Source organism: Flavivirga algicola (assembly GCF_012910715.1).
Classification (GTDB): domain Bacteria; phylum Bacteroidota; class Bacteroidia; order Flavobacteriales; family Flavobacteriaceae; genus Flavivirga; species Flavivirga algicola.
Genome location: NZ_JABBHF010000003.1, coordinates 103,034 through 124,653 on the forward strand (window position 1 = coordinate 103,034; position 21,620 = coordinate 124,653).

Below are 21,620 nucleotides of genomic sequence, written 5' to 3' on the forward strand. Positions count from 1 at the left end.
CTTTTGTGATTTTCGTTGTAATTTTAACAAAGAAATTAACTTAGAATATTGTCTGCAAAATGAGTAATTTCTCTATCGGTCTGACAATTCGTAAAACATAAGAAATTAAATGAAAATTGGTGTCCCAAAAGAAATTAAAAACAATGAAAATAGAGTAGGTATGACACCTGCTGGAGTTTTTGAACTTACAAAAAGAAATCACATAGTTTATATACAAACTCGTGCTGGTTTTGGTAGTGGTTTTTTTGATGAAGATTATCAAGAAGCAGGCGCTGTTATTTTAAATTCGATTGAAGAAGTTTATGCTTCCAGCGATATGATCGTAAAGGTAAAAGAACCTATACAAGAGGAATATCGATTAATAAAACCCAATCAGGTTGTTTTTACTTATTTTCATTTTGCATCTAGTGAGCCACTTACAAAAGCTATGGTTGAAAGTGATGCGATTTGTATTGCCTATGAAACTGTTGAAGGGTCAGATGGCTCTTTGCCATTGTTAATTCCAATGTCTGAAGTTGCTGGAAGAATGTCTATACAACAAGGAGCGAAATATTTAGAAAAACCAATTAAGGGACGCGGGGTATTGCTTGGAGGTGTCCCTGGAGTACCACCAGGCAAAGTACTTGTTTTAGGTGCTGGGATTGTAGGGATTCAAGCGGCTAAAATGGCGGCTGGTTTAGGGGCTCATGTTACTATAATGGATATAAATATGAAACAATTGCGCTATGTGAATGATGTGATGCCAAATCATGTGGTAACCGAGTTTTCAAATGAATACAATATTAGAAAGCGTATTAAAGAAGCCGATTTAATTGTTGGTGGTGTTTTAATAAAAGGCGCCAAAGCACCTAAACTAATCACTAAAGATATGCTTAAGGAGATGCGACCAGGTACTGTAATTGTAGATGTTGCGGTAGATCAGGGCGGGTGTTTTGAAACCACCAAAGCAACCACTCATGAAGACCCCACTTATGTTATTGATGACGTTGTACATTATTGTGTTGCTAATATGCCTGGAGCAGTACCTTATACTTCAACAGTGGCATTAACCAATGTAACTTTGCCTTATATTATTAAATTGGCAAACGAAGGTTGGGAAAAAGCATGTGAAAATAATATACCATTATCGAAAGGGTTAAATATTGTTAAAGGTCAAATCGTTTATAAAGAAATAGCCGAAGCCTTTAATTGGGAGACTGAAGTTGCTTGAGACTGACAAACTTGCAGCCCTTTAAATTGGCGTTATTTTTGCGGTATTTAATTTATAATTAAAAACAGAAGACGATGATAGGATATTATATATTAATAGGGGCTATTGCTTTAGTTAGTTGGTTAGTGAGCAGTACCTTAAAAAGAAAGTTTGAAAAATACTCGAAAGTTCAGTTGCGTAACGGTATGAGTGGAGCAGAAATAGCAGAAAAAATGCTAGCGGATCATGGTATTAGAGATGTAGAGGTCATTTCGACTCCAGGGCGTTTAACCGATCATTATAATCCGAAAAATAAAACGGTCAATCTAAGCGAAGCGGTTTATAATCAGCGTAATGCCGCTGCCGCTGCAGTTGCTGCCCACGAATGCGGGCATGCAGTACAACATGCGCAAGCGTATAGCTGGTTGCAAATGCGTTCTGCTTTGGTGCCAGTAGTGAGTGTGTCTTCAGGGATGTCTCATTGGTTAATCATGGGAGGTTTAATACTTGGAGCAGCAACAGGTGTTGGTTTAGGCTGGTGGGCCGCTGCCGCAGGTGTTGTTCTTATGGGTTTTGCCACATTGTTTAGCTTTATAACTTTGCCTGTGGAATATGATGCTAGTCATAAAGCTTTGGCTTGGTTAAAAAACAAAAACATGGTGTCTCAAGAAGAATATGCTGGATCTGAAGATGCATTAAAATGGGCAGCCAGAACTTATTTGGTAGCCGCTATAGGTGCTTTAGCGACATTGCTATATTGGGCGCTTCAAATATTTGGAGGGTCGAGAGACTAAATACATTTTTAAAAATATAAATTAAACTGAATTTTTCGTTAAAACGAAGCGTTCAGTTTCTTTTTTTAGTACATTTAAATTTCAAATCAATAAATAAATTCACATTATGGAAGACATACAAAATGATAAGCTATTAATTAGTCAAGTTTCCGATTTGGACCGTGTGGCATTTTATAAAAAAACATATGGTCATGTAGCAGGAGGCGTTTTAGCATTTATTCTTTTTGAATATTTATTACTACAAAGTAATACTATTGTTGAGTTTGCATTGTCGATGACCGAAGGTTACAGGTGGTTAATCATGTTAGGCGGTTTTATGTTCATTACAAATTATGCAGAACGGATGGCCTTAAAAACACCAGATAAGAATAAGCAGTATTTAGCTTATGGTTTATATATTCTAGCTGAGGCCTTTATTTTTGTGCCGCTTATTTATATTGCTGCATTTTATATGGAAACTGGTCCAGAAATTTTGAATCAAGCAGCTATAGTTACATTGGCATTATTTTCTGGATTAACAGCGGTTGTTTTTGTTACTAAAAAGGATTTTTCTTTTTTGAAAACGGGGCTTACAATCGGGTTTTTTATTGCGATAGGGCTTATTATTGCAGGAACACTATTTGGTTTTAATTTAGGCCTGTGGTTTTCCGTTGCTATGTGCTTGTTAGCAGGGGGCTCCATATTGTATCAAACTTCTAATTTAGTAAATAAATATACTACCGAGGATTATATTCCTGCTGCGTTAGGCTTATTTGCTTCTTTAATGTTACTATTCTGGTACATACTTAGTATTTTCATGTCGCGAGATTAAAAAACTATTAAAATATAAACTTAAAGCCCTGACATGTTTCAGGGCTTTTTTGTTTCTTTGAAGCAATCAAAAATTAAAAATGGACAGCCCAATATCATACTATAAAGAACATTTAGAAACATATAAAACGGAAGCTCAAAGGTTATTCAAAAGAATGACAACTCTAAGCCTGTTAAGATTGTCTGTATTTATTATAACAGGACTTGGAATCTATTTTACATTTCAGTATTGGCAAGTTGCTATGGTTATTGCTATTGTTGGCATTGCCATATTTGTTTTTTTATTGTCAAAATACACCGATATAAAAGCAGAAAGAAACTTCAATAAAGCATTAGTTAAAATAAATGAGGAAGAAATTAAAATAGCTTCTGGCGATTTTCATGAGCGAGATAAAGGCTTACAGTTTCAAGACCCTACTCATTTTTATAGTTTGGATATTGATTTGTTTGGTCGCGGTTCCTTTTTTCAGTTTATAAACAGAACGGCTATTAATGAAGGCTCTCAAAAGTTAGCAGATACTTTGAAAGCAAATGACATTGATGCGATTAAATTAAGACAGGAGGCTATAAGGGAATTGAGTTCTAAGCCAAAATGGCGTCAGTATTATTCAGCAACATCAAGTTTGGTTAAAGTTGAAACACCTGCTAAAAATATTATAAATTGGTTGCAAAGCTATCACTCTTTTTTACCCAAAGTGATGCGATGGTTGCCAATAGCCTTTACTATATGTTCAATCGTTATATTTGGTTTCACTATTTTAAATTTTTTAAGCCCTGAATTTATTGGATATTGGTTGCTTTTAGGACTTGGCGTTACAGGCGTTTATGTAAAGAAGACAAATGTTTTATCTTCAAATACAGATAGGGTTAAAGATACCTTTCGCCAATATGCATTGTTGTTGGATTTAATAGAAAATGAAATATTTACTTCCGAATTATTACAAGAAAAACAACAGCAGATTCAATTAGATACAGAAAAGGCATCCCATATTTTTAAGAAACTTTCAAAATCATTAGATGCTTTAGATAATAGGAATAATATTATAGGCGCTATTTTTGGCAACGGGTTATTTCTAACAGATATAAAAAACAGCTATAATATTGAAAAATGGATTGAATACTATCATACTAAAGTTACCGATTGGTTTGAGGTCGTATCGTTTTTCGACGCCTATAATTCATTGGGTAATTTTGCCTTTAATCGTCCAGAATTTATATATCCAGAAATACAAGAAAAAGGAACGGTTATTAGTGCGAACAGTTTAGGACATCCCTTATTGGATGAAAATAAACGAGTGGATAGCAATTTAACCATAGAAAATGAACAGTTCTTTATTGTAACAGGCGCAAATATGGCAGGGAAAAGTACCTTTTTACGTACCGTGTCTTTACACATTGTTATGGCTAACGTTGGACTTCCTATCTGCGCTAAAGCTAGTAAGTATACACCTGTTAAACTAATTACCAGTATGCGAACAACAGATTCTCTCACAGACGATAGTTCTTATTTCTTTTCAGAATTAACACGTCTAAAATATATTGTTGATGCCATTCAAAAAGAACCTTATTTTATTGTTTTAGATGAGATTTTAAAAGGAACAAATAGTACCGATAAGGCTATAGGCTCCAGAAAGTTTGTAGAGAAACTGGTGGCTTCGAATGCCACAGGGATAATCGCCACGCATGATTTAAGTTTATGTGAAATCGAACAAGAGTTAAAGGCTGTAAAAAACTATTATTTTGATGCCGAAATCATTAATGATGAGCTTCATTTTGATTATAAATTAAAAGTTGGAATTTGTCAAAACATGAATGCTTCTTTTCTTTTAAAGAAGATGGATATTGTTTAATTGTAATTTTTAAAGAAAAATTTCAAGTTAAAATTAGGTTTCGATACATCCTGCTAAAGATGTGGCACTTGACCTGACCAATAAGCTTTTGTTAATTTGTTAGCCCGATCGTAACTACGAGACTTGTATTGGTTTTACTAGCGTGTAGCATGATGAGGCTATAAATGATAGATATGGTGTCCAACATGGGAATTCAAACTGAGAAGCAAATAAAAAAAATGGTCTAGAGTTAAGAAAGAAGCTTTAATCAATCAATTTTATCTTCTCAATCATTTTTACAGCATTTTCATCATCTGGTTTTAAACGCAATACATGGGAGTAATTTTTTAGGGCTTCTGTATAATTTTTGGCTATAAAATAGGCCTCGCCAAGGCTGTCATACGTATTGTGCTTATAAGGAAAAACCTTTGTGTTAAAATCAAAAATATATAGTGCTTTGTCTATTTCACCTGAGTATAAAAGTTTATAACCATAGGTGTTTAGCTCACGACTGCCTTTCGCAAATTCAGAAAACTTAGAAACCAATATCTTCTCCTCTAATATGAGCTCATTTATCGTTTTTAAATTGAGCAAACGCTCCATATCACTAACTACCGAATAATTTGGAGTGTATTTTTTACTGGAAATAATCTTTAAAATATCGCGTTCTAAAGTTTCTTTTGGAAATTCCACAATTCTATTAACCTCTTTTCCATTTTTATAAAAGATAAATGTAGGAACACGATGTATATTCAAGTCTTTTTCTTCACCATTGGGACTTTGCTTATAAGCTTCAACAGTTTTATTCACGGCAATTACTTTTAATTGTTTTTCTGGAAAATTAGCAGCATCTAAAACTTTGTAAAAATTGGGAATTTCTCTTTTGCTATCTCTACACCAGGTACCTAGAAAAACCTTTATTTCATAATCTTTCAAAGGCCTTTTAAGACGATTAACAATTTTATTATTAACCAGATAATCATCATAATTTTTAGAAAACCAGTTGTTAAAACTATTTTTTTTTAACCCTTGTCTGTTAATTTCTCCAAGTAAAAGATACTTGCCTTTCTTATCTACAGAAAGGGTATTTAGTGTTTGAGAAAATCCAAAAGATAGATTAAATAAAAAAGCTAAGAGGGTAATAGTTTGTTTCATAGTTTTGATTATTTATACCAAAAATAGCTTCTCATGTATTGTGATTCTAGAAAAGTGGATAGCTTGCTTAATTAATAATACGAATGCTTATGGTGTGCTTACAAACAACATATTTGACGTTTGTAACTACAAAACTGATTTTTGTACATATTCTTTGATAGTTATAGCTTTTCTATTTACTTTCATCAAGATAACATGGCTTTTTTAAAGAAACATAGCTCGCAAATTTTGGTTCACGTTCTATTTTGGATGCTGTTCGTGTTTGTATCATTGTTTTTGTTTTCAGATTTTTATTGGAAACAGAACCCCTTTCTTCAATACCTCGCCCTTTTGGTGATTATAGTATATGGTAATAATTTGTTGTTGCTGCCTTTTTTTGTTAAGAAAAGAATGTACATGCTTTATACTTTTGTGTTTGCTGCGATCTCATTTTTAGCAACCCAATTATATTGCTATACATTTGCCAAATGCGGATGTACTATTTTTAAGTGTTTGAGCGATTATTTATGGCAGTCGTTAGTTCCATTAATTTTCTTTTCCTTTATATGGGTATTGTATCGTTTTATTGATAAAGAAAATGAAGTGGAAGCTATTAAAAAAGAGCATGTTGAAATGGAACTGAAGTTTTTGAAATCGCAAATAAATCCACATGTATTATTCAATAATTTAAATACAATTTATTCTTACTCACTAGAAAAACCCAATGAGGTGCCAGAGATGATCTTAATGTTGTCCGACAACTTAAAGCATGTGCTGTATGAAAGCAATTCTAAAACCATTTCTTTAGAAAAAGAGATTCAGTTTATAGATAACTACATAAAATTTCAAAAAATTAGGACTGAAGGCGTTAAGCAAATTCATTACAAAAAAGAAATTGCTGTTAATAAGTATCAAATCGCACCACTGCTCTTAATAACCATTATAGAAAATGCATTTAAGCATAGCACCTTGCATAGCGACGTTTCAATTTCAATAAAAGTAGCGAATGATACATTAGAATGTATTTGTGAAAACAATTACGATAAAGAAAAAGTAAGCACTACCGATTTTAGAATTGGCTTGCAAAATCTGGAGAAAAGGCTCGAACTTATTTATAAGGATGTTTATGAACTTAGAATTGATAAGAACGACACTTTTAAAGTATACTTAAAACTTAATTTTTAGTAGAATTGTGTTGTCTCTAGAGTGCTCAAGAAGATAAACTGATACATAAAAGATGAATTGTATTATTATAGAAGACGAAATTCCAGCTCAAAAAATTTTAAAGAGCTTTATTAGTAAAATTCCAAGTGTCGTATTGGTTGGCACCTTTAAAGCGGCTATTGAAGCTAATTCATTTTTAAATAATAATACGATTGATGTTGTTTTTCTGGATATTAATTTACCAGACATGTCAGGATTGGATTTTATAAAGACAGTTAAAAATCCACCAGCAATTATAATGACCACAGCCTATCCAGAGTATGCTGTTAGCAGTTTTGAGCTGGCCACTATTGTTGATTATTTGGTAAAGCCCTTTTCTTTCGATCGCTTTTTAAAAGCTATAAATAAGGCAAAAGACAGGGTAGGAATACCCGAAAAAATTTCAGAAGAAAACAATAATGACGATACTATTTTTTTAAATGTAGATAAAACACTTCATAAACTTATTTTAAGTGACATATTATATATTGAATCCGATAGAAATTACATTACTGTAGTCACTGAGACCCAAAAGTTATCCTATATAGATTCATTAAAAAACTGGACGGCAAAACTTCCCGAATCTCAATTCATTCAAGTTCATAAATCATACATTGTTAATAGCAAATTTGTAGACAAGATTTCAGGGAATACTATTTTTGTAAAGGCTCATAAAATACCCATTGGCAGAACCTATAAGCAGGAATTGTTGAAAGCATTAGGAATATAAATTTCAGTATATGGTTTAAAACCATTTCAATGCGTTGCATAAGTATCAACCAGTAAGTTGTTATATTTACATGGCGTAATTCATTGAAAAAGGATGTATGAAATTTAGAAAAGCTACTAAAAAAGACGTCTCAGCTATTATTGAGATGCTTGTTGATGATGAGCTTGGAAAGCAAAGAGAAAATTTTCAAGATCCTCCAGCTCCAGAATACTTACAAGCATTTAGCAAAATTGATTCTGATGAGAACCAAGAACTTGTTGTTGTAGAAGATGAAAACCTGGAAATTATTGGGACTTTACAACTCACCTTCATTCAATACCTTACGTATTGTGGTGGCGTTAGAGCGCAAATAGAAGCTGTTCGAATTAAAAAAGATAAAAGAGGACTGGGTATTGGAAAAAAAATGTTCGAATGGGCTATTCATAGAGCGAAAGAAAGAAAGGCACATGTATTACAATTGACAACCGATAAAAGAAGACCAAAGGCAATTAAGTTTTATAATGATTTAGGATTTGTTCAATCTCATGAAGGCATGAAGATGCATTTTTGAGACAAATTAATTTTTTTAAGATACGCTATGCAGCATCAATCCAAACTTCCTAACGTAGGAACCACTATTTTCTCCATTATGAGTAAGTTGTCCAATACGCACAATGCCATCAATTTGTCTCAAGGGTTTCCTAATTTTGAAAGTGATCAAAAATTAACCGATTTAGTTAGTCGGGCGATGAATTCTGGGTATAACCATTATGCCCCTATGGCTGGAAACTTAGAATTAAGAAAGGCCATTGCCAAAAAAATAGAACGATTGTATAATACCAATTATCATCCCGAAACCGAAATAACGGTAACTGCTGGGGCTACCCAGGCTATTTTTACAATTATTACTACATTCATAAATCCAGGTGATGAGGTCATCATTTTTAGACCTGCTTACGATAGTTACGAACCTGCCATAACACTTAATGGCGGAAAAACGGTTTCAATTCAATTGGAAGCCCCAAGTTTTAGTTTGGATTGGAGTACTGTAAAAGCTAAGGTAAACAGCCAGACTAAAATGATAATTATTAATACACCACATAACCCTTCTGGTACCGTATTTTCAAAAGAAGATATGCTGGAATTAGAAAAAATAACCAAAAACACAAATATCATTGTATTGAGTGATGAGGTTTATGAGCACATGGTTTTTGATGGTGAAAAGCATCAAAGTGCCTGTTTGTTTCCCGATTTAAAATCTCGAAGTTTTGTCGTTGCTTCTTTTTGTAAAACATTTCATAACACAGGGTGGCGAGTAGGTTATTGTTGTGCTCCAAAAGAACTCATGAAAGAGTTTATGAAAGTACATCAGTTTAATGTGTTTTGCATTCATCATCCAACCCAAAAAGGGATCGCAGATTATATGCAAGAACCTAATCATTATTTAGGCTTATCTGCATTTTATCAGCAAAAAAGAGATTTGTTTTTAAACCTTATTAAAGATTCCAGATTTAAATTCATACCATCAAAAGGTACTTATTTTCAGGTATTGGATTATTCTGAAATAACCCAAGAATATGATGTTGCTTTAGCTAAACGATTAACCATTGAATACGGTATTGCCTCTATTCCATTATCGGTTTTTAATAGTCATAATTTAGATAATAAAGTACTCCGGTTTTGTTTCGCAAAGACCGATGACACTTTAAAAAAAGCAGCAGAGATATTAAACTGTATTTAAAACGTTGATGTTATGCCAGACAAACTAGAACAATAAAAACAAACAGATGAATAAGCATCTAAAAATAGCATTAATACAATCGGATCTGGTTTGGGAAAACCCGAAACAGAATCTTGAGAATTTTTCAGAAAAAATAGACAGGATTTCAGAGAATATAGATTTAATCATACTCCCGGAGATGTTTACGACTGGTTTTACCATGAATGCAAAAAATGTGGCAGAAACCATGGATGGAGAAACCGTTAAATGGATGCAATCTATAGCTTTAAGAGTCAATACTGCTATTGTTGGCAGTCTTGTTATTTTGGAAGCGGGTAACTATTATAATCGATTGCTTTTTGTGGAGCCATCGGGCAGGCTCAAACATTACGATAAACGACATACCTTTACATTGGTTGGTGAGGATAAGGTGTATACGGCAGGAACTAAAAAGCTAATTGTAGATTATAAAGGGTGGAAAATTTGCCCGCTAATTTGTTATGATTTACGTTTTCCTGTTTGGGCAAGAAATATCGAAACTTATGATGTACTATTGTATGTTGCCAATTGGCCAAAGCCAAGAGTCGCCGCTTGGGATGCTTTGCTAAAAGCACGCGCCATTGAGAACATGAGTTATTGCATTGGTGTAAATCGTGTTGGTATTGATGGTGTTAATAGTAAATATTCAGGACATTCTGCAGCTTATGATGTGCTGGGTAATATAATAACTTCCATAAAACCTGATAAGGAACAGACCCGAATAGTTATTTTAGAAAAAAAACATATAGAAGCTTACAGGAATAAACTTAAGTTTTTAGATGATAGGGACCAATTTACTCTGAAGTAAATTGGAGCGTTTCCGAAATGCCCCAATCGGCTCTAATTTCTATTTCCTTAAAATGACTAACGCGTTCGGGTTGAATTTTTTTAAGATAACTTCCTGAGTCATATTTTCTATTGCCATTAGTATCATGTATAACGCGAATTTGATAAACACTAGGGCTTAAATTTGAAAAGTCTACAGGGGCTGCGTTCTCAATAAATTGCTCAAATGCTACATTTCCATTTTGATCGGTTAACTGTATAATAAGCGGGTATGTAGCATTTACTAGTGTGAATCGTGCATAGCCATAATCTGAGGCCTTTCTGGTGCTGACATAATAATTCAACGTATCATTTTTATTGTCAAAAAAATCTACAAAAGCTTCTGGAAATATTTGTAAATTATAAGCATTATCTTCTTTTTTATCAAAATTAAAAGCATAGGTGTTTGTAATCGTATCAAAATCGGTAGTAAACTCAATTTGAGTAGAATCTTTGTCGATTAGTTTGATTTTAGAAGTGTCTATGCTAACAAAAGGTGTGCTGCCTGAAATTCTCAGAGGCTCTTCATATCGAATATCACCAGATGGTGATGCTTCAATAGTTAAGGAGTCCCTTTCTTGTTTGCTAATTCTTACGGTATGGTCTTTTTCAAGTGTAGGGTGAATGACTTTAAAAAGCAACGAATCTACTTCAAGACGGGGTTTGTACCAATAATTAAGACTGTCTGTTTTGGGATCTTTGGTTACACGGTATTCGAAATCTGGAGGTGTTTCAGATAGTATATTAATAGCCATACCTTCATAATCTCCTTCATAGCCAAAAGCAATTTTTTCACCAGATAGTAATTTAGGCCTTGTAGAGTTAAAATCTAACGCTTCAGAAAATAATTTTAAAGTATAAAGTGAATCTGTGGGTACCTCGATAAAATCTTTATAAAATGCGATCTGATCTGTCTTTTGCTGGAACTTGTTATCCCCATTGTTATCTTTTAAGGCCATAAGCATATACGTCCCTTCTTTGATGTTTTCAATAGAGAAGGTGGTAAGGCTATCCAGTGTATTGGTAATATATCTAGGGGTTTCCTTATAAACAATGGAGTCGCTAAAAGTAGAATCAATTTCGTATAGAGACACCGAAACAAAAGTTTCAGGTTGTTTTTTTAAGGCATCTACAATAATACCATTTACACTAAGGGAATCTATGTAGTCGCCCGTTGATAGTACATATCTGTAGTACGGATACGGATTGCCTTCATTATTATCTGCAATACTGTTTCCAAAGTTAAAAGCATAGGTGGTGTTGGGTTGTAGGGTGTCGTGAATTTTTATAGTAATATATTTACTGGCACCTCCTAAAGGTGTCACTTCAGGTTGAGTGGTCATAGGAGGCGAAATAATAAGTTGTTTTTGCAAGTCTTTAATTTTAACATATTCGTCAAAGTATACCCGTATTTCGTTCCCTGTAAAATTGGTTGAATAATTTTCTGGAACAGATTTAATGATATTCGGAGGGGTTTCATCTTTTGGGCCTCCACCAGGAGTCCCACGATTAGCACAGTTTATAAAAAACAAGCTCAAAAAAACGATTAAAATAAAATTTGAAAGGGTTTTATTCATTACCAATTTTAAATTTTGCACAAACCTACATAATTTTAGAGATATAACGGTTAACTCATTAAGCTATTGCCATAGTAGCGATGCTTATTTTTATGTTTTTTGCCTGATTTAGCACCGTAATACAAGCTTCTAAAGTGGCTCCAGTAGTAATAATGTCGTCTACTAACAGGATATGTTTGTTCTCAATGGATTTAGAATCAACAAGTGTAAACAATTCGTCACTGTTGTTCCAGCGTGCTAATCTTTTTTTATTAACCAGCGATTTGGAAGCGGTGATTTTTAAAAGAGCATCGGCCTTGTAATCTATGTTTAAGGCTTTAGCTATTTGTTGACCAAATTTAGTGGTTTGATTATACCCTCGTTCCTTTAATTTCTTTTTATGCAGTGGCACAGGAACCACTACGTCAATAGATTTATACGATTCTATATTTTTTAATTCGCCTCCCAGCCAATCACCAAGAAAGAAACCAATGCTTTCGTAACCTTTATATTTTAACCTGTGAATGAGTTGCTGTACGATACCTTTTTTTTCAAATCGAAAAAGAGCAGTTCCGTTTTCAATTTTTGCACGCCCATAAAGCACCTTTTTAACTGTGTCATCATTATCAAAATGAAAATTGGTGATAGGTAAATTGTGGCGACAATCTATACAAATGGTCTTTTCATTATCGCCCAACAAATTAAGGCATGCGTAGCATACTTTGGGGAAGAACAGGTTGATTATTGAGTGGATCATTTATTGAGAATAAGAACAGGAGTAAACTTAAATAAAAAATAGATTAAAGAATTATTTTTTCGAAAAATAATTCTTACAATTCGCTTGCTGGGAATTTTTTTGAAATGATAGATGTTGTATAAAGTTGAAATCCGATATGAAGAATTTAAAGAAAGGCTTTATTTTTTAAGAAAGAACTCTGTTTGTTTAAAGCGGTTTTTTATTTTTGCACCATGGCAAATCAAGACGATCAATTTAAGAAGGTTATTTCGCATGCAAAGGAGTACGGTTATGTATTTCAAAGTAGCGAAATTTATGATGGATTAAGTGCAGTTTACGACTATGCGCAAAATGGTGCAGAGTTAAAGAAAAATATACGCGACTACTGGTGGAAAGCCATGGTGCAAATGCATGACAATATTGTAGGCATAGATGCTGCCATTTTTATGCACCCGACGACTTGGAAAGCGTCTGGACATGTCGATGCGTTTAATGACCCATTGATCGATAATAAAGATTCTAAAAAACGCTACCGTGCTGATGTTTTAGTTGAAGATTTTAGAGAGAAAATATCTGAAAAAATAGAAAAGGATGTTACTAAAGCCAAAAAACGTTTTGGAGATGTATTCGATGAACAACAATTTAGAGAAACGAATCCAAATGTGGTTCGTCGTCAGAAGCAAATAGATGAAATTACTGAGCGTTTAACTAAGGTTCAAGAAGAAGGTGATTTAGAAGGGTTTAAACAATTAATATTGGATTTAGAGATAGCCTGCCCGGTTTCTGGAAGTAAAAACTGGACCGATGTTAAGCAGTTTAACCTCATGTTTGGTACAAAACTTGGGGCGTCTGCCGATTCTGCTATGGATTTGTATTTGCGTCCAGAAACAGCTCAAGGAATTTTTGTGAATTTTTTGAATGTTCAGAAAACAGGACGTATGAAGATTCCGTTTGGAATCGCACAAACAGGAAAAGCTTTTAGGAATGAGATTGTAGCCAGACAGTTTATTTTTAGAATGCGTGAGTTTGAACAAATGGAAATGCAGTTTTTCATTAAGCCAGGTACTCAAAAAGAGTGGTACGAACACTGGAAAGAAACAAGACTAAAATGGCATTTGTCTTTAGGTATGGGAGAAGACAAGTACCGTTTCCACAATCATGAAAAATTAGCACACTATGCTGATGCTGCGGCCGACATTGAATTTAAGTTTCCATTCGGTTTTAAAGAATTAGAAGGAATCCATTCGCGTACAGATTTCGATTTAAAAGCGCATGAAGAATACTCAGGAAAGAAATTACAGTATTTCGATCACGAGGATAATGCAAGTTATACGCCTTACGTTTTAGAAACCTCCATTGGTTTAGACCGTATGTTTTTAGCGGTATTTTCCAATTCGCTGCAAGAAGAGGAACTGGAAAATGGCACCACGCGTACAGTTTTAAAATTACCAAGCGTTTTAGCTCCAGTAAAAGCCGCTATTTTGCCATTGGTTAAAAAAGATGGTTTGCCAGATGTGGCCCGTAAGATTGTAGATGAACTGAAATGGGATTTCAATGTGATCTATGATGAAAAAGATGCGGTTGGAAGACGTTATAGAAGGCAGGATGCCAATGGAACACCATTTTGTATTACTGTAGATCATGATACTCTGGAAGATAATACCGTAACGATTAGACATAGGGATACTATGGAACAACAACGTGTTAACATTGAAGATTTAAGAGAGATTATAAAGCAAGAAGTAGATGTACGTTCTTGGTTGATGAAGATGTAAACGATAAGTGTTTTATGCTGAACTTGTTTCAGCATCTCATAAAACTATAAAACCTAGGTCTTTGCCTGGGTTTCTTTTTTATACCAAAATTTGATTTTGAAATATTATCTGTTTTTTTCAAGAACGATGACTACCGAGAACAATTTTCTTTTAATAAAAAAGTTCACTTTTTTGTCGTTTAACCTAGACTTTACGTAGTTAACAATTTTTTCATCTTGAGGTTTCACATCCAAAACATGAATCTTTTTATCATCATCTATTTTAAAAACAATTTTTGTACGAACATTTTCTTTAAGAATAATGTCAGGTTCTTCAAGTAGTGTCGCAATTTTTGATCTTAATTTTCGCTCAGGGTCATAATCTAATTCATTATAGGCAAAAGGAGTATTAGAATTTAAAAAAACAAGAAGTAATACAAACAAATTTTTCATTGCAGGCTAATTTTAAGGTTGATTTGAGGGGAATGCAAATATATTTTTGAAAACCATTTAATACGTATTATATCATGTTATTAGATTGTCATGTTTATGTAATTAAGCCGTTAATTTTAGCTTTAGCTAAAGGGGAATTTGCCTGTATTATTTGTCCAAGCCAAAAAGTTAAAGCCCTATAGCGGGTAGGAAACGAAAAGAAAAACCACATTTTTAGATACAAGATGTGGTTTTGTTATTATAGATGCTAAATTTTAAATTCTACAATAGTATCACATGATGTGAGGGTTTAAGTTAAAGTCTTCTTGTCAATCAAATCAAATATTTTTTAGATCTTTTGTGCTATCTATATACGTATTTGCCTATTAATTTGCTGATCTAAAGAAATTATAGATTCCGTTCTTAAAACGCCTTTTATACTTTGAATTTTGTTATTTAATAATAGCATTAGATGGTTATTGTTATAAGCCAGCATTTTAATAAAGATATTCCAATCGCCGGTGGTATAATGGCATTCTAAAACTTCAGGGACCTTCTTTAAGGCTCTAATAACATCTTCTGTATTTACGGCCTTTTCGAGATAAATTCCAACAAAGGTCATGGTGGAATAGCCTAAAACTTTGGGGTCAATAATAAACTGTGAACCAGAAATAAGCTTCGATTTTTCTAGCTTTCGTAAACGTTGGTGTATAGCGGCACCAGAGATACCAACATTACGGGCAATCTCTAAAATGGGGGTTCTGGCATCTTCAGTTAATGCACGCAGTATTTTTTTATCGATTCCATCTATTATTATAGGCTTGTTTTTAGATTTCATTAGTTTTATTTTAAAACATAAAAGTAACTATTTGATTTCAATTCGAAACTATTTTAATTAGAAGACTATTTGTCGAATAGTATTAAGAATGAATGTGTTTAGGGGCTGATTGAGATCTATTCGTGAAAGTCCCACGACAGTTCTTGAGAAAGCAAATAGATGTATTTTGTTTGTTTAATAAGGCCAGCTTATAATAGAATTAATTGTTTAAGGGGTTGTACCCCAGATAAGGCACTTCCTTTTCGTGAAAAGTTACACCAAAAGCTTCCAATTCTTTTAAAATAGGTTCATAAACTTCTTTAGTAATGGGAATTTGAACACCAGGTGTTGTGATTTTTTTGTTAAGAATGCCTAAAGTAGCCATAGCAACAGGTAAACCTACCGTTTTTGCCATAGCCGTATAGGTTTGATCTTCACCCAAAACAACCATATTGGCATCGATTTGATATTTTTTGCCCTCATTTTCATAACCAAATTTATGGTACATAACGATCATGTCTTTATCATGTATATCAAGCGTCCAACTATCCATGAGTATTTTTTGAAGTATTTGAGCAGGAGTGGCTTTTTTAAGTCCCACCTTTTTATGAGGATTAAAAATATCGAGTTCTGTAAGTTTATCCCAAACAATATCATCCTGATCAATTTTAAGGGCATGCCTTAATTTTAATTCTACAGAATCTGTAGGGCTGTAGGTTAAAAAGGCATTTATAAAATCACGATAGCTCATGTTTTCACTATCGTCTATGGTATAACTATCGTCAGTCATTCCCAGTATAACAAAAATGTTCCATGCGCGACTAAAACCAACGCGCCTCATAGTACCTCTATACAGGGTTTTAGCATTATCGAGCCCGTAAACACTTTGGTATTTTAGAGAATCTCTGTTTGCATAAGCTTCAAAACGGCCATAACCGTCAACGTCCAAAAATTCGGTACGCCTGAATAAACGATGATAAGGAATATATTTATAAGTGCCTTCCTGTAAAAACTTGGCAGTACCTCCTTGCCCAGCAGTTACCACATTTCGAGGGTTCCATGTAAATTTATAATTCCATAAATTGGTATCACTTTCGGGAGCTACTAAACCACCAGTAAACGATTCGAATAAAATTATTTTCCCCCCGTTGTTGCGTATGCGATCTAAAACCTGCATGGCACTCATATGATCGATACCTGGGTCGACACCAATCTCATTCATGAGTATAAGCCCTTTGCTTTTTGCATCTTCATCCAACGCTTGCATTCCTGGACTTACGTACGAGGCCGTAACCATATGTTTTCCATGCAAAATACAATCTTTAGCAACTTCAATATGTAAACGGGCAGGCAACATAGAAACTACGATATCTGCTTCTTTTATCGCATTGGTACGTGATGTTTCATCAAAAATGTCCAACAACATGGCTTTGGCATTTTGATGCTTACCAATTAGCTTTTTTGCAGCATCTAGGTTTAAATCACCAACCGTGACAAAAAGATTTTCTGAAGCCGATTTATCTAACAAATATTTTAGAAGACTAGAAGCTGATTTTCCTGAACCAATGACTAAAATTTTTCGCATACTAAGAATAGTTAACTAGTTTTGTAATGACGAATTTAATAAATACAATAGGTTTTAATAGACAATGAGTAAGGTATATTATGAACAAAAAAATATTAATCACGGCATCCATTTTTGGTTTATTGGCAGTTGTTTTGGGAGCATTTGGAGCCCATACATTAAAAGAATTGATAACGGTTGAAGCACAACAAACTTTTGAGACTGGAGTGAGATATCAGATGTATCATGCTATTTTGTTATTGTTTGTAGGATTTATTCCATATATTCAACAAAAAATAAAAAAGGTTTTATACTATTTAATTGTTGTCGGAATTATTTTGTTTTCAGGATCCATTTATGGACTGGCAACAAATTTGTTAACAACTTTTGATTTCAAAACCATTGGTTTTGTAACTCCAATAGGCGGATTATTTCTAATTTTGGCATGGGGAATAATGATTGTGAATTTCTTAAAAATGAAAGCTAAAAACGATTATTAATAACAAATAGTTTAAAATAATTGTTTTAATTTTGCATAATAAATAATTTTACAACAAATTATGGTGAATAATAATCAAGATACGAAAACGATTTCGTTAGAGGCATACGGAATAAAAAATGCCAATGTAAAATATCAACTTTCCCCAGAACAACTTCATGAAATTACTATCGAAAAAGGCTTAGGTTTGGAAGCTTCATCTGGAGCTTTAGCCGTAAACACAGGCGAATTTACAGGACGTTCTCCAAAAGATCGTTTTATTGTTAAAGATGATATCACACGAAATCGAATTTGGTGGGGTGACATTAATATTCCGTTTGACACAGATAAGTTTGATTCGCTATATGATAAGGTTGTTAATTATTTGTCTAATAAAGAGATTTTTGTAAGGGATAGCTATGCTTGTGCAGATGATGATTATAGATTGAATATTCGTGTTATTAATGAATATCCTTGGAGCAATCAGTTTGCGTATAATATGTTTTTACGGCCAACGGATAATGAGTTAGAAGGTTTCGACCCAGAATGGATAGTTGTTAATGCACCAGGATTTATGGCAAATCCTGAAGTGGATGGTACACGCCAACATAATTTTGCAATTTTAAATTTTTCTAAAAAAATAGCATTAATCGGTGGTACAGGTTATACGGGTGAAATTAAAAAAGGTATTTTTTCTGCTCTTAATTTTATACTTCCAGTATTTAAAAACACCCTGCCAATGCATTGCAGTGCCAATGTTGGAAAGGAAGGAGACACAGCTATTTTCTTTGGATTATCAGGTACAGGGAAAACAACCTTGTCAACAGACCCAAATAGAAGTTTGATTGGAGATGATGAGCATGGTTGGACCGCTGAGAATTCAGTATTTAATTTTGAGGGTGGATGTTATGCTAAGGTTATTAATCTTTCAAGAGATAATGAACCAGAAATATATGATGCTATTAAAAAAGGAGCGATTCTTGAAAATGTGATTTTAGATGGGAAAGGAGATGTTAATTTTGAAGATACTTCGATTACCCAAAATACAAGAGTTAGTTATCCTATAGAGCATATTGAAAATATTCAAGTACCTTCGATGGGTAAAAATCCAAAAAATATTTTCTTTTTAACGGCAGATGCTTTTGGAGTATTGCCTCCAATTTCTAAGTTAACACCTAGCCAGGCAGCTTATCACTTTATTTCTGGGTATACAGCGAAAGTTGCTGGAACTGAAGCTGGAGTTGTAGAACCGCAACCATCTTTTTCTGCTTGTTTTGGAGCGCCATTTATGCCTTTACATCCTGCTAAATATGCCGAAATGCTAAGTGAAAAGATGGTAAGCTCTGGAGTTAATGTATGGCTGGTAAATACTGGCTGGACAGGCGGACCTTACGGTATAGGAACAAGAATGAAATTAAAATATACACGTGCGATGATTAACGCCGTATTAGATGGTAAGCTAGGTTTATATAATTACGATGATTACCATATACATTCTGTTTTTGGAGTGGCACAACCAAGAGAGTGTCCAGGGGTGCCAACGAGTGTTTTGAGTCCTAGAGCGACTTGGAATAATGATAAAAAGTATTACAAAACAGCTTTTAAATTAACCAATGCGTTTCGAGAAAATTTTAAAAAATTCGAAGCTCATTGTAATGAGGAAATTAGGCGTGGGGGACCACAGCGTTATGCATTTTAATTAAAAGGAGCGTTAAAATAAAAAGGGACGATTGTTAAAAATCGTCCCTTTTTTTATTTATACTTTCTGTAAGGCTACTTTCCTTTATTGACCTTATCAATATATTTCTGTAAAGCCATTGTCATGGAGGGTGTTTCAGGTGTTGGTGCAGCAATATCTACTCGCAACCCTTTTTCTTCCACAGCTTTTATCGTTGTATTCCCAAAAACGGCAATTCGTGTATTGTTTTGTTTGAAATCTGGAAAATTTTGAAATAAGGATTCTATTCCAGAAGGGCTAAAAAATACTAAAACATCATAATACACATTGGCTAGGTCTGATAAGTCGCTAACCACCGTTTTGTAAAAAGTAGCTTGTTTCCAATTAACACCTAAAGCGTTCAGAGTTTCGGGAACTGCAGGTTTTACTTTATCTGTATTAGGCAATAAGAAAGTTTCTTCCTTGTACTTTTTAATTAATGGTGATAATTCTGCAAATGTGCGTTTACCAACATAAATTTTACGTTTTCTATACACCACATATTTTTGAAGGTAGAAAGCAACAGCTTCAGACTGACAAAAATATTTCATAGTGTCTGGCACTTTGAATCGCATTTCCTCAGCAATTCTAAAAAAGTGATCTACGGCATTTCTGCTGGTTAAAATAATAGCCGTGTAGTTTTTTAAATCTACCTTTTGCTGTCTAATTTCCTTTGCAGAGACACCTTCAACATGAATAAAGGGTCTGAAATCTATTTTTACCTTTTGCTTTTCTTGTAAATCAAAGTAGGGTGAGTTCTCTATTTTAGGTTCTGGTTGAGATACTAAAATTGTCTTTACTTTCATACTTGTAAGTAGTTTGTTCTAATTATTTGGCAAAAACACCTTATATAAAATGATATAAGGTGAGATTTCGAGTGTGCAAAGATACAAAATAAAATAAAAATAATGCGATTTTATTAAACTTTGATGTGTTTTAAAAGAAGTGATAAGGCCAATAATATTTACAATTAACAATAAAATAATTATTAAATATATTATAACTAAAGATGGTTGAAAACTAAATAGTAGCAGAGCATTTATAGGAAGCAATAAAATACCTAAGTAATTTTTATAGGTTATTTTCTGAAAAAGATATTGATCTAAAAGTTTGTCAATTTCTAAAAGGCTACCAATAAGTCGTTCAACAAGTACCTTTATCAAAATTAAAATAGCGATGCTTAAAGGTAGTTTTATTTTGAGACCAGTAGAAAGAATTCCTCCATTTGTTAAAAATTGGTAAGAAATAAAGATAAAAACTGATAAGGAAATAATTAAGTTGCCAAATAACAAAGCATCAAATTTGTCAAGGAATTTTTGATCCCTTGAATAGATTTTAAGGTATTTAGAATTTCCCAAAACAAATATGAAATCATCAAAACGTTTTGGAGAAACCAATTTTGCGATAGCAACAATGAGTAATCCTGTAACTAGTAGAATAGTGTATAATTCATTTGATATGATATCCCGAAGCATGCCATAAAATTATTATAATTATTAACACAACGCTTATAATTATTAAGGAATATTTAAAAAAAATAAGCGCTTATTGACGTACATTTGCTAAAATTTTAATTAAAGTTAGAGAATGAAGGATACGGTTGTTATCATTCCAACATACAACGAGATAGAAAATATTGAAGCGATTGTAAAGGCTGTATTCTCTCAATCGGATAGTATTCACATACTTGTTGTCGATGATAATTCCCCAGATCTAACAGCTTCAAAAGTAAAAGAACTTCAAGCTCATTTTGTCAATAGGCTGTTTTTAGAAACACGACAAGAAAAATCGGGACTTGGAACTGCCTATATTCACGGTTTTAAATGGTGTTTGAGCAAATCTTATAAGTATATTTTTGAAATGGATGCCGATTTCTCACATGATCCTAAGGATTTAATAAAACTCTACAATGCTTGTCATACAGATGGTGCCGATTTATCTATAGGCTCTAGATATGTAACGGGAGTGAATGTTGTTAACTGGCCCATGAACCGCGTTCTCATGTCTTATGGTGCATCTAGATACGTGCGTATAATTACTGGTATGAAAATTCATGATACAACCGCTGGTTATGTTTGTTATAGGCGTCATGTACTTGAGGCTATAAATTTAGATACTATAAAATTTATCGGTTATGCGTTTCAAATTGAAATGAAATTTAAAGCCTACTTAAAAAAATTTAAAATTATAGAAGTACCAGTTATTTTTACTGATAGAACAAAGGGCGAATCAAAATTAAGTTCAGGTATTATTTCTGAAGCTATTTTTGGAGTTATTTCGATGAAATTAAAAAGCCTGTTTAAAAAATAGAACGA

General features: G+C 33.4%; 21 protein-coding genes. 13 read left to right on the forward strand and 8 right to left on the reverse strand.

Annotated features, from left to right (window positions below; genetic code table 11):
- Nucleotides 1-109: 109 nt before the first annotated feature.
- The 4 genes from ald (at nt 110) to HHX25_RS05835 (ending at nt 4,643) form a co-directional block, all read left to right on the forward strand.
- The gene (gene ald / locus HHX25_RS05820; protein WP_169671150.1) at nt 110-1,210 is read left to right on the forward strand and encodes an alanine dehydrogenase; all 1,101 of its coding nucleotides are present in this window, start codon (nt 110-112) and stop codon (nt 1,208-1,210) included.
- Between the two features lie 74 nt (nt 1,211-1,284).
- A complete protein-coding gene (locus HHX25_RS05825; RefSeq protein WP_169671152.1) occupies nt 1,285-1,983 on the forward strand; it encodes a zinc metallopeptidase in 699 nt (232 codons plus the stop codon).
- A 106-nt stretch (nt 1,984-2,089) separates the two neighbouring features.
- On the forward strand, nt 2,090-2,794 hold the full coding sequence (locus tag HHX25_RS05830) for a Bax inhibitor-1/YccA family protein (protein WP_169671154.1): 705 nt from the start codon (nt 2,090-2,092) through the stop codon (nt 2,792-2,794).
- Nucleotides 2,795-2,873: 79 nt separating this feature from the next.
- Nucleotides 2,874-4,643, forward strand: coding sequence for a MutS-related protein (locus tag HHX25_RS05835; protein ID WP_169671155.1), 1,770 nt, complete (start codon nt 2,874-2,876; stop codon nt 4,641-4,643).
- A gap of 243 nt (nt 4,644-4,886) precedes the next feature.
- Here HHX25_RS05835 and HHX25_RS05840 read toward each other — a convergent pair whose 3' ends face one another.
- Nucleotides 4,887-5,777, reverse strand: coding sequence for a hypothetical protein (locus HHX25_RS05840; RefSeq protein ID WP_169671157.1), 891 nt, complete (start codon nt 5,775-5,777; stop codon nt 4,887-4,889).
- 333 nt (nt 5,778-6,110) lie between these two features.
- Between HHX25_RS05840 and HHX25_RS05845 the strand changes: the two genes are divergently transcribed.
- The 5 genes from HHX25_RS05845 to HHX25_RS05865 all read left to right on the forward strand — a co-directional run bounded on the left by HHX25_RS05845 (nt 6,111) and on the right by HHX25_RS05865 (nt 10,235).
- Nucleotides 6,111-6,941 (forward strand): sensor histidine kinase, encoded by an 831-nt coding sequence (locus HHX25_RS05845; protein ID WP_317169075.1) that lies wholly within the window; start codon nt 6,111-6,113, stop codon nt 6,939-6,941.
- A 52-nt stretch (nt 6,942-6,993) separates the two neighbouring features.
- Nucleotides 6,994-7,689 (forward strand): LytR/AlgR family response regulator transcription factor, encoded by a 696-nt coding sequence (locus tag HHX25_RS05850; protein WP_169671159.1) that lies wholly within the window; start codon nt 6,994-6,996, stop codon nt 7,687-7,689.
- Nucleotides 7,690-7,786: 97 nt separating this feature from the next.
- Nucleotides 7,787-8,239, forward strand: a complete 453-nt coding sequence (locus HHX25_RS05855; RefSeq protein WP_169671161.1) for a GNAT family N-acetyltransferase — start codon at nt 7,787-7,789, stop codon at nt 8,237-8,239.
- Between the two features lie 27 nt (nt 8,240-8,266).
- Nucleotides 8,267-9,409 (forward strand): methionine aminotransferase, encoded by a 1,143-nt coding sequence (locus tag HHX25_RS05860; protein WP_169671163.1) that lies wholly within the window; start codon nt 8,267-8,269, stop codon nt 9,407-9,409.
- 46 nt (nt 9,410-9,455) lie between these two features.
- Nucleotides 9,456-10,235 (forward strand): amidohydrolase, encoded by a 780-nt coding sequence (locus HHX25_RS05865; RefSeq protein WP_169671164.1) that lies wholly within the window; start codon nt 9,456-9,458, stop codon nt 10,233-10,235.
- On the opposite strand, the gene HHX25_RS05870 is transcribed toward HHX25_RS05865, so the two are convergent.
- Nucleotides 10,222-11,829: an Ig-like domain-containing protein gene (locus HHX25_RS05870; protein ID WP_169671166.1), complete on the reverse strand. Its 1,608-nt coding sequence runs from the start codon at nt 11,827-11,829 to the stop codon at nt 10,222-10,224. The two genes, HHX25_RS05865 and HHX25_RS05870, sit on opposite strands and share 14 nt — an antisense overlap.
- A 58-nt stretch (nt 11,830-11,887) precedes the next feature.
- Nucleotides 11,888-12,565: a ComF family protein gene (locus HHX25_RS05875; protein WP_169671168.1), complete on the reverse strand. Its 678-nt coding sequence runs from the start codon at nt 12,563-12,565 to the stop codon at nt 11,888-11,890.
- A gap of 212 nt (nt 12,566-12,777) precedes the next feature.
- Between HHX25_RS05875 and HHX25_RS05880 the strand changes: the two genes are divergently transcribed.
- Nucleotides 12,778-14,319, forward strand: coding sequence for a glycine--tRNA ligase (locus HHX25_RS05880; protein ID WP_169671170.1), 1,542 nt, complete (start codon nt 12,778-12,780; stop codon nt 14,317-14,319).
- 104 nt (nt 14,320-14,423) lie between these two features.
- Here the strand turns inward: HHX25_RS05880 and HHX25_RS05885 are convergent, their stop codons facing one another.
- The 3 genes from HHX25_RS05885 to HHX25_RS05895 all read right to left on the reverse strand — a co-directional run bounded on the left by HHX25_RS05885 (nt 14,424) and on the right by HHX25_RS05895 (nt 17,131).
- Entirely contained in the window at nt 14,424-14,750 is a 327-nt protein-coding gene (locus HHX25_RS05885) for a hypothetical protein (RefSeq protein ID WP_169671172.1), read from the reverse strand.
- Nucleotides 14,751-15,096: 346 nt separating this feature from the next.
- A complete protein-coding gene (locus tag HHX25_RS05890) occupies nt 15,097-15,567 on the reverse strand; it encodes an Lrp/AsnC ligand binding domain-containing protein (protein WP_169671174.1) in 471 nt (156 codons plus the stop codon).
- A 199-nt stretch (nt 15,568-15,766) separates the two neighbouring features.
- Nucleotides 15,767-17,131 (reverse strand): saccharopine dehydrogenase family protein, encoded by a 1,365-nt coding sequence (locus tag HHX25_RS05895; protein WP_169671176.1) that lies wholly within the window; start codon nt 17,129-17,131, stop codon nt 15,767-15,769.
- 80 nt (nt 17,132-17,211) lie between these two features.
- Here HHX25_RS05895 and HHX25_RS05900 point away from each other — a divergent pair, with 80 nt between their 5' ends.
- Both HHX25_RS05900 and pckA read left to right on the forward strand, forming a co-directional pair.
- A complete protein-coding gene (locus HHX25_RS05900; protein ID WP_169671178.1) occupies nt 17,212-17,610 on the forward strand; it encodes a DUF423 domain-containing protein in 399 nt (132 codons plus the stop codon).
- Between the two features lie 60 nt (nt 17,611-17,670).
- A complete protein-coding gene (pckA, locus tag HHX25_RS05905; RefSeq protein WP_169671180.1) occupies nt 17,671-19,287 on the forward strand; it encodes a phosphoenolpyruvate carboxykinase (ATP) in 1,617 nt (538 codons plus the stop codon).
- A 74-nt stretch (nt 19,288-19,361) separates the two neighbouring features.
- Here the strand turns inward: pckA and HHX25_RS05910 are convergent, their stop codons facing one another.
- Both HHX25_RS05910 and HHX25_RS05915 read right to left on the reverse strand, forming a co-directional pair.
- Entirely contained in the window at nt 19,362-20,111 is a 750-nt protein-coding gene (locus HHX25_RS05910) for a uroporphyrinogen-III synthase (RefSeq protein WP_169671183.1), read from the reverse strand.
- A gap of 18 nt (nt 20,112-20,129) precedes the next feature.
- Entirely contained in the window at nt 20,130-20,702 is a 573-nt protein-coding gene (locus HHX25_RS05915) for a DUF4271 domain-containing protein (protein ID WP_240964317.1), read from the reverse strand.
- 190 nt (nt 20,703-20,892) lie between these two features.
- Between HHX25_RS05915 and HHX25_RS05920 the strand changes: the two genes are divergently transcribed.
- Nucleotides 20,893-21,615, forward strand: coding sequence for a polyprenol monophosphomannose synthase (locus tag HHX25_RS05920; protein WP_169671187.1), 723 nt, complete (start codon nt 20,893-20,895; stop codon nt 21,613-21,615).
- Nucleotides 21,616-21,620: the final 5 nt, after the last annotated feature.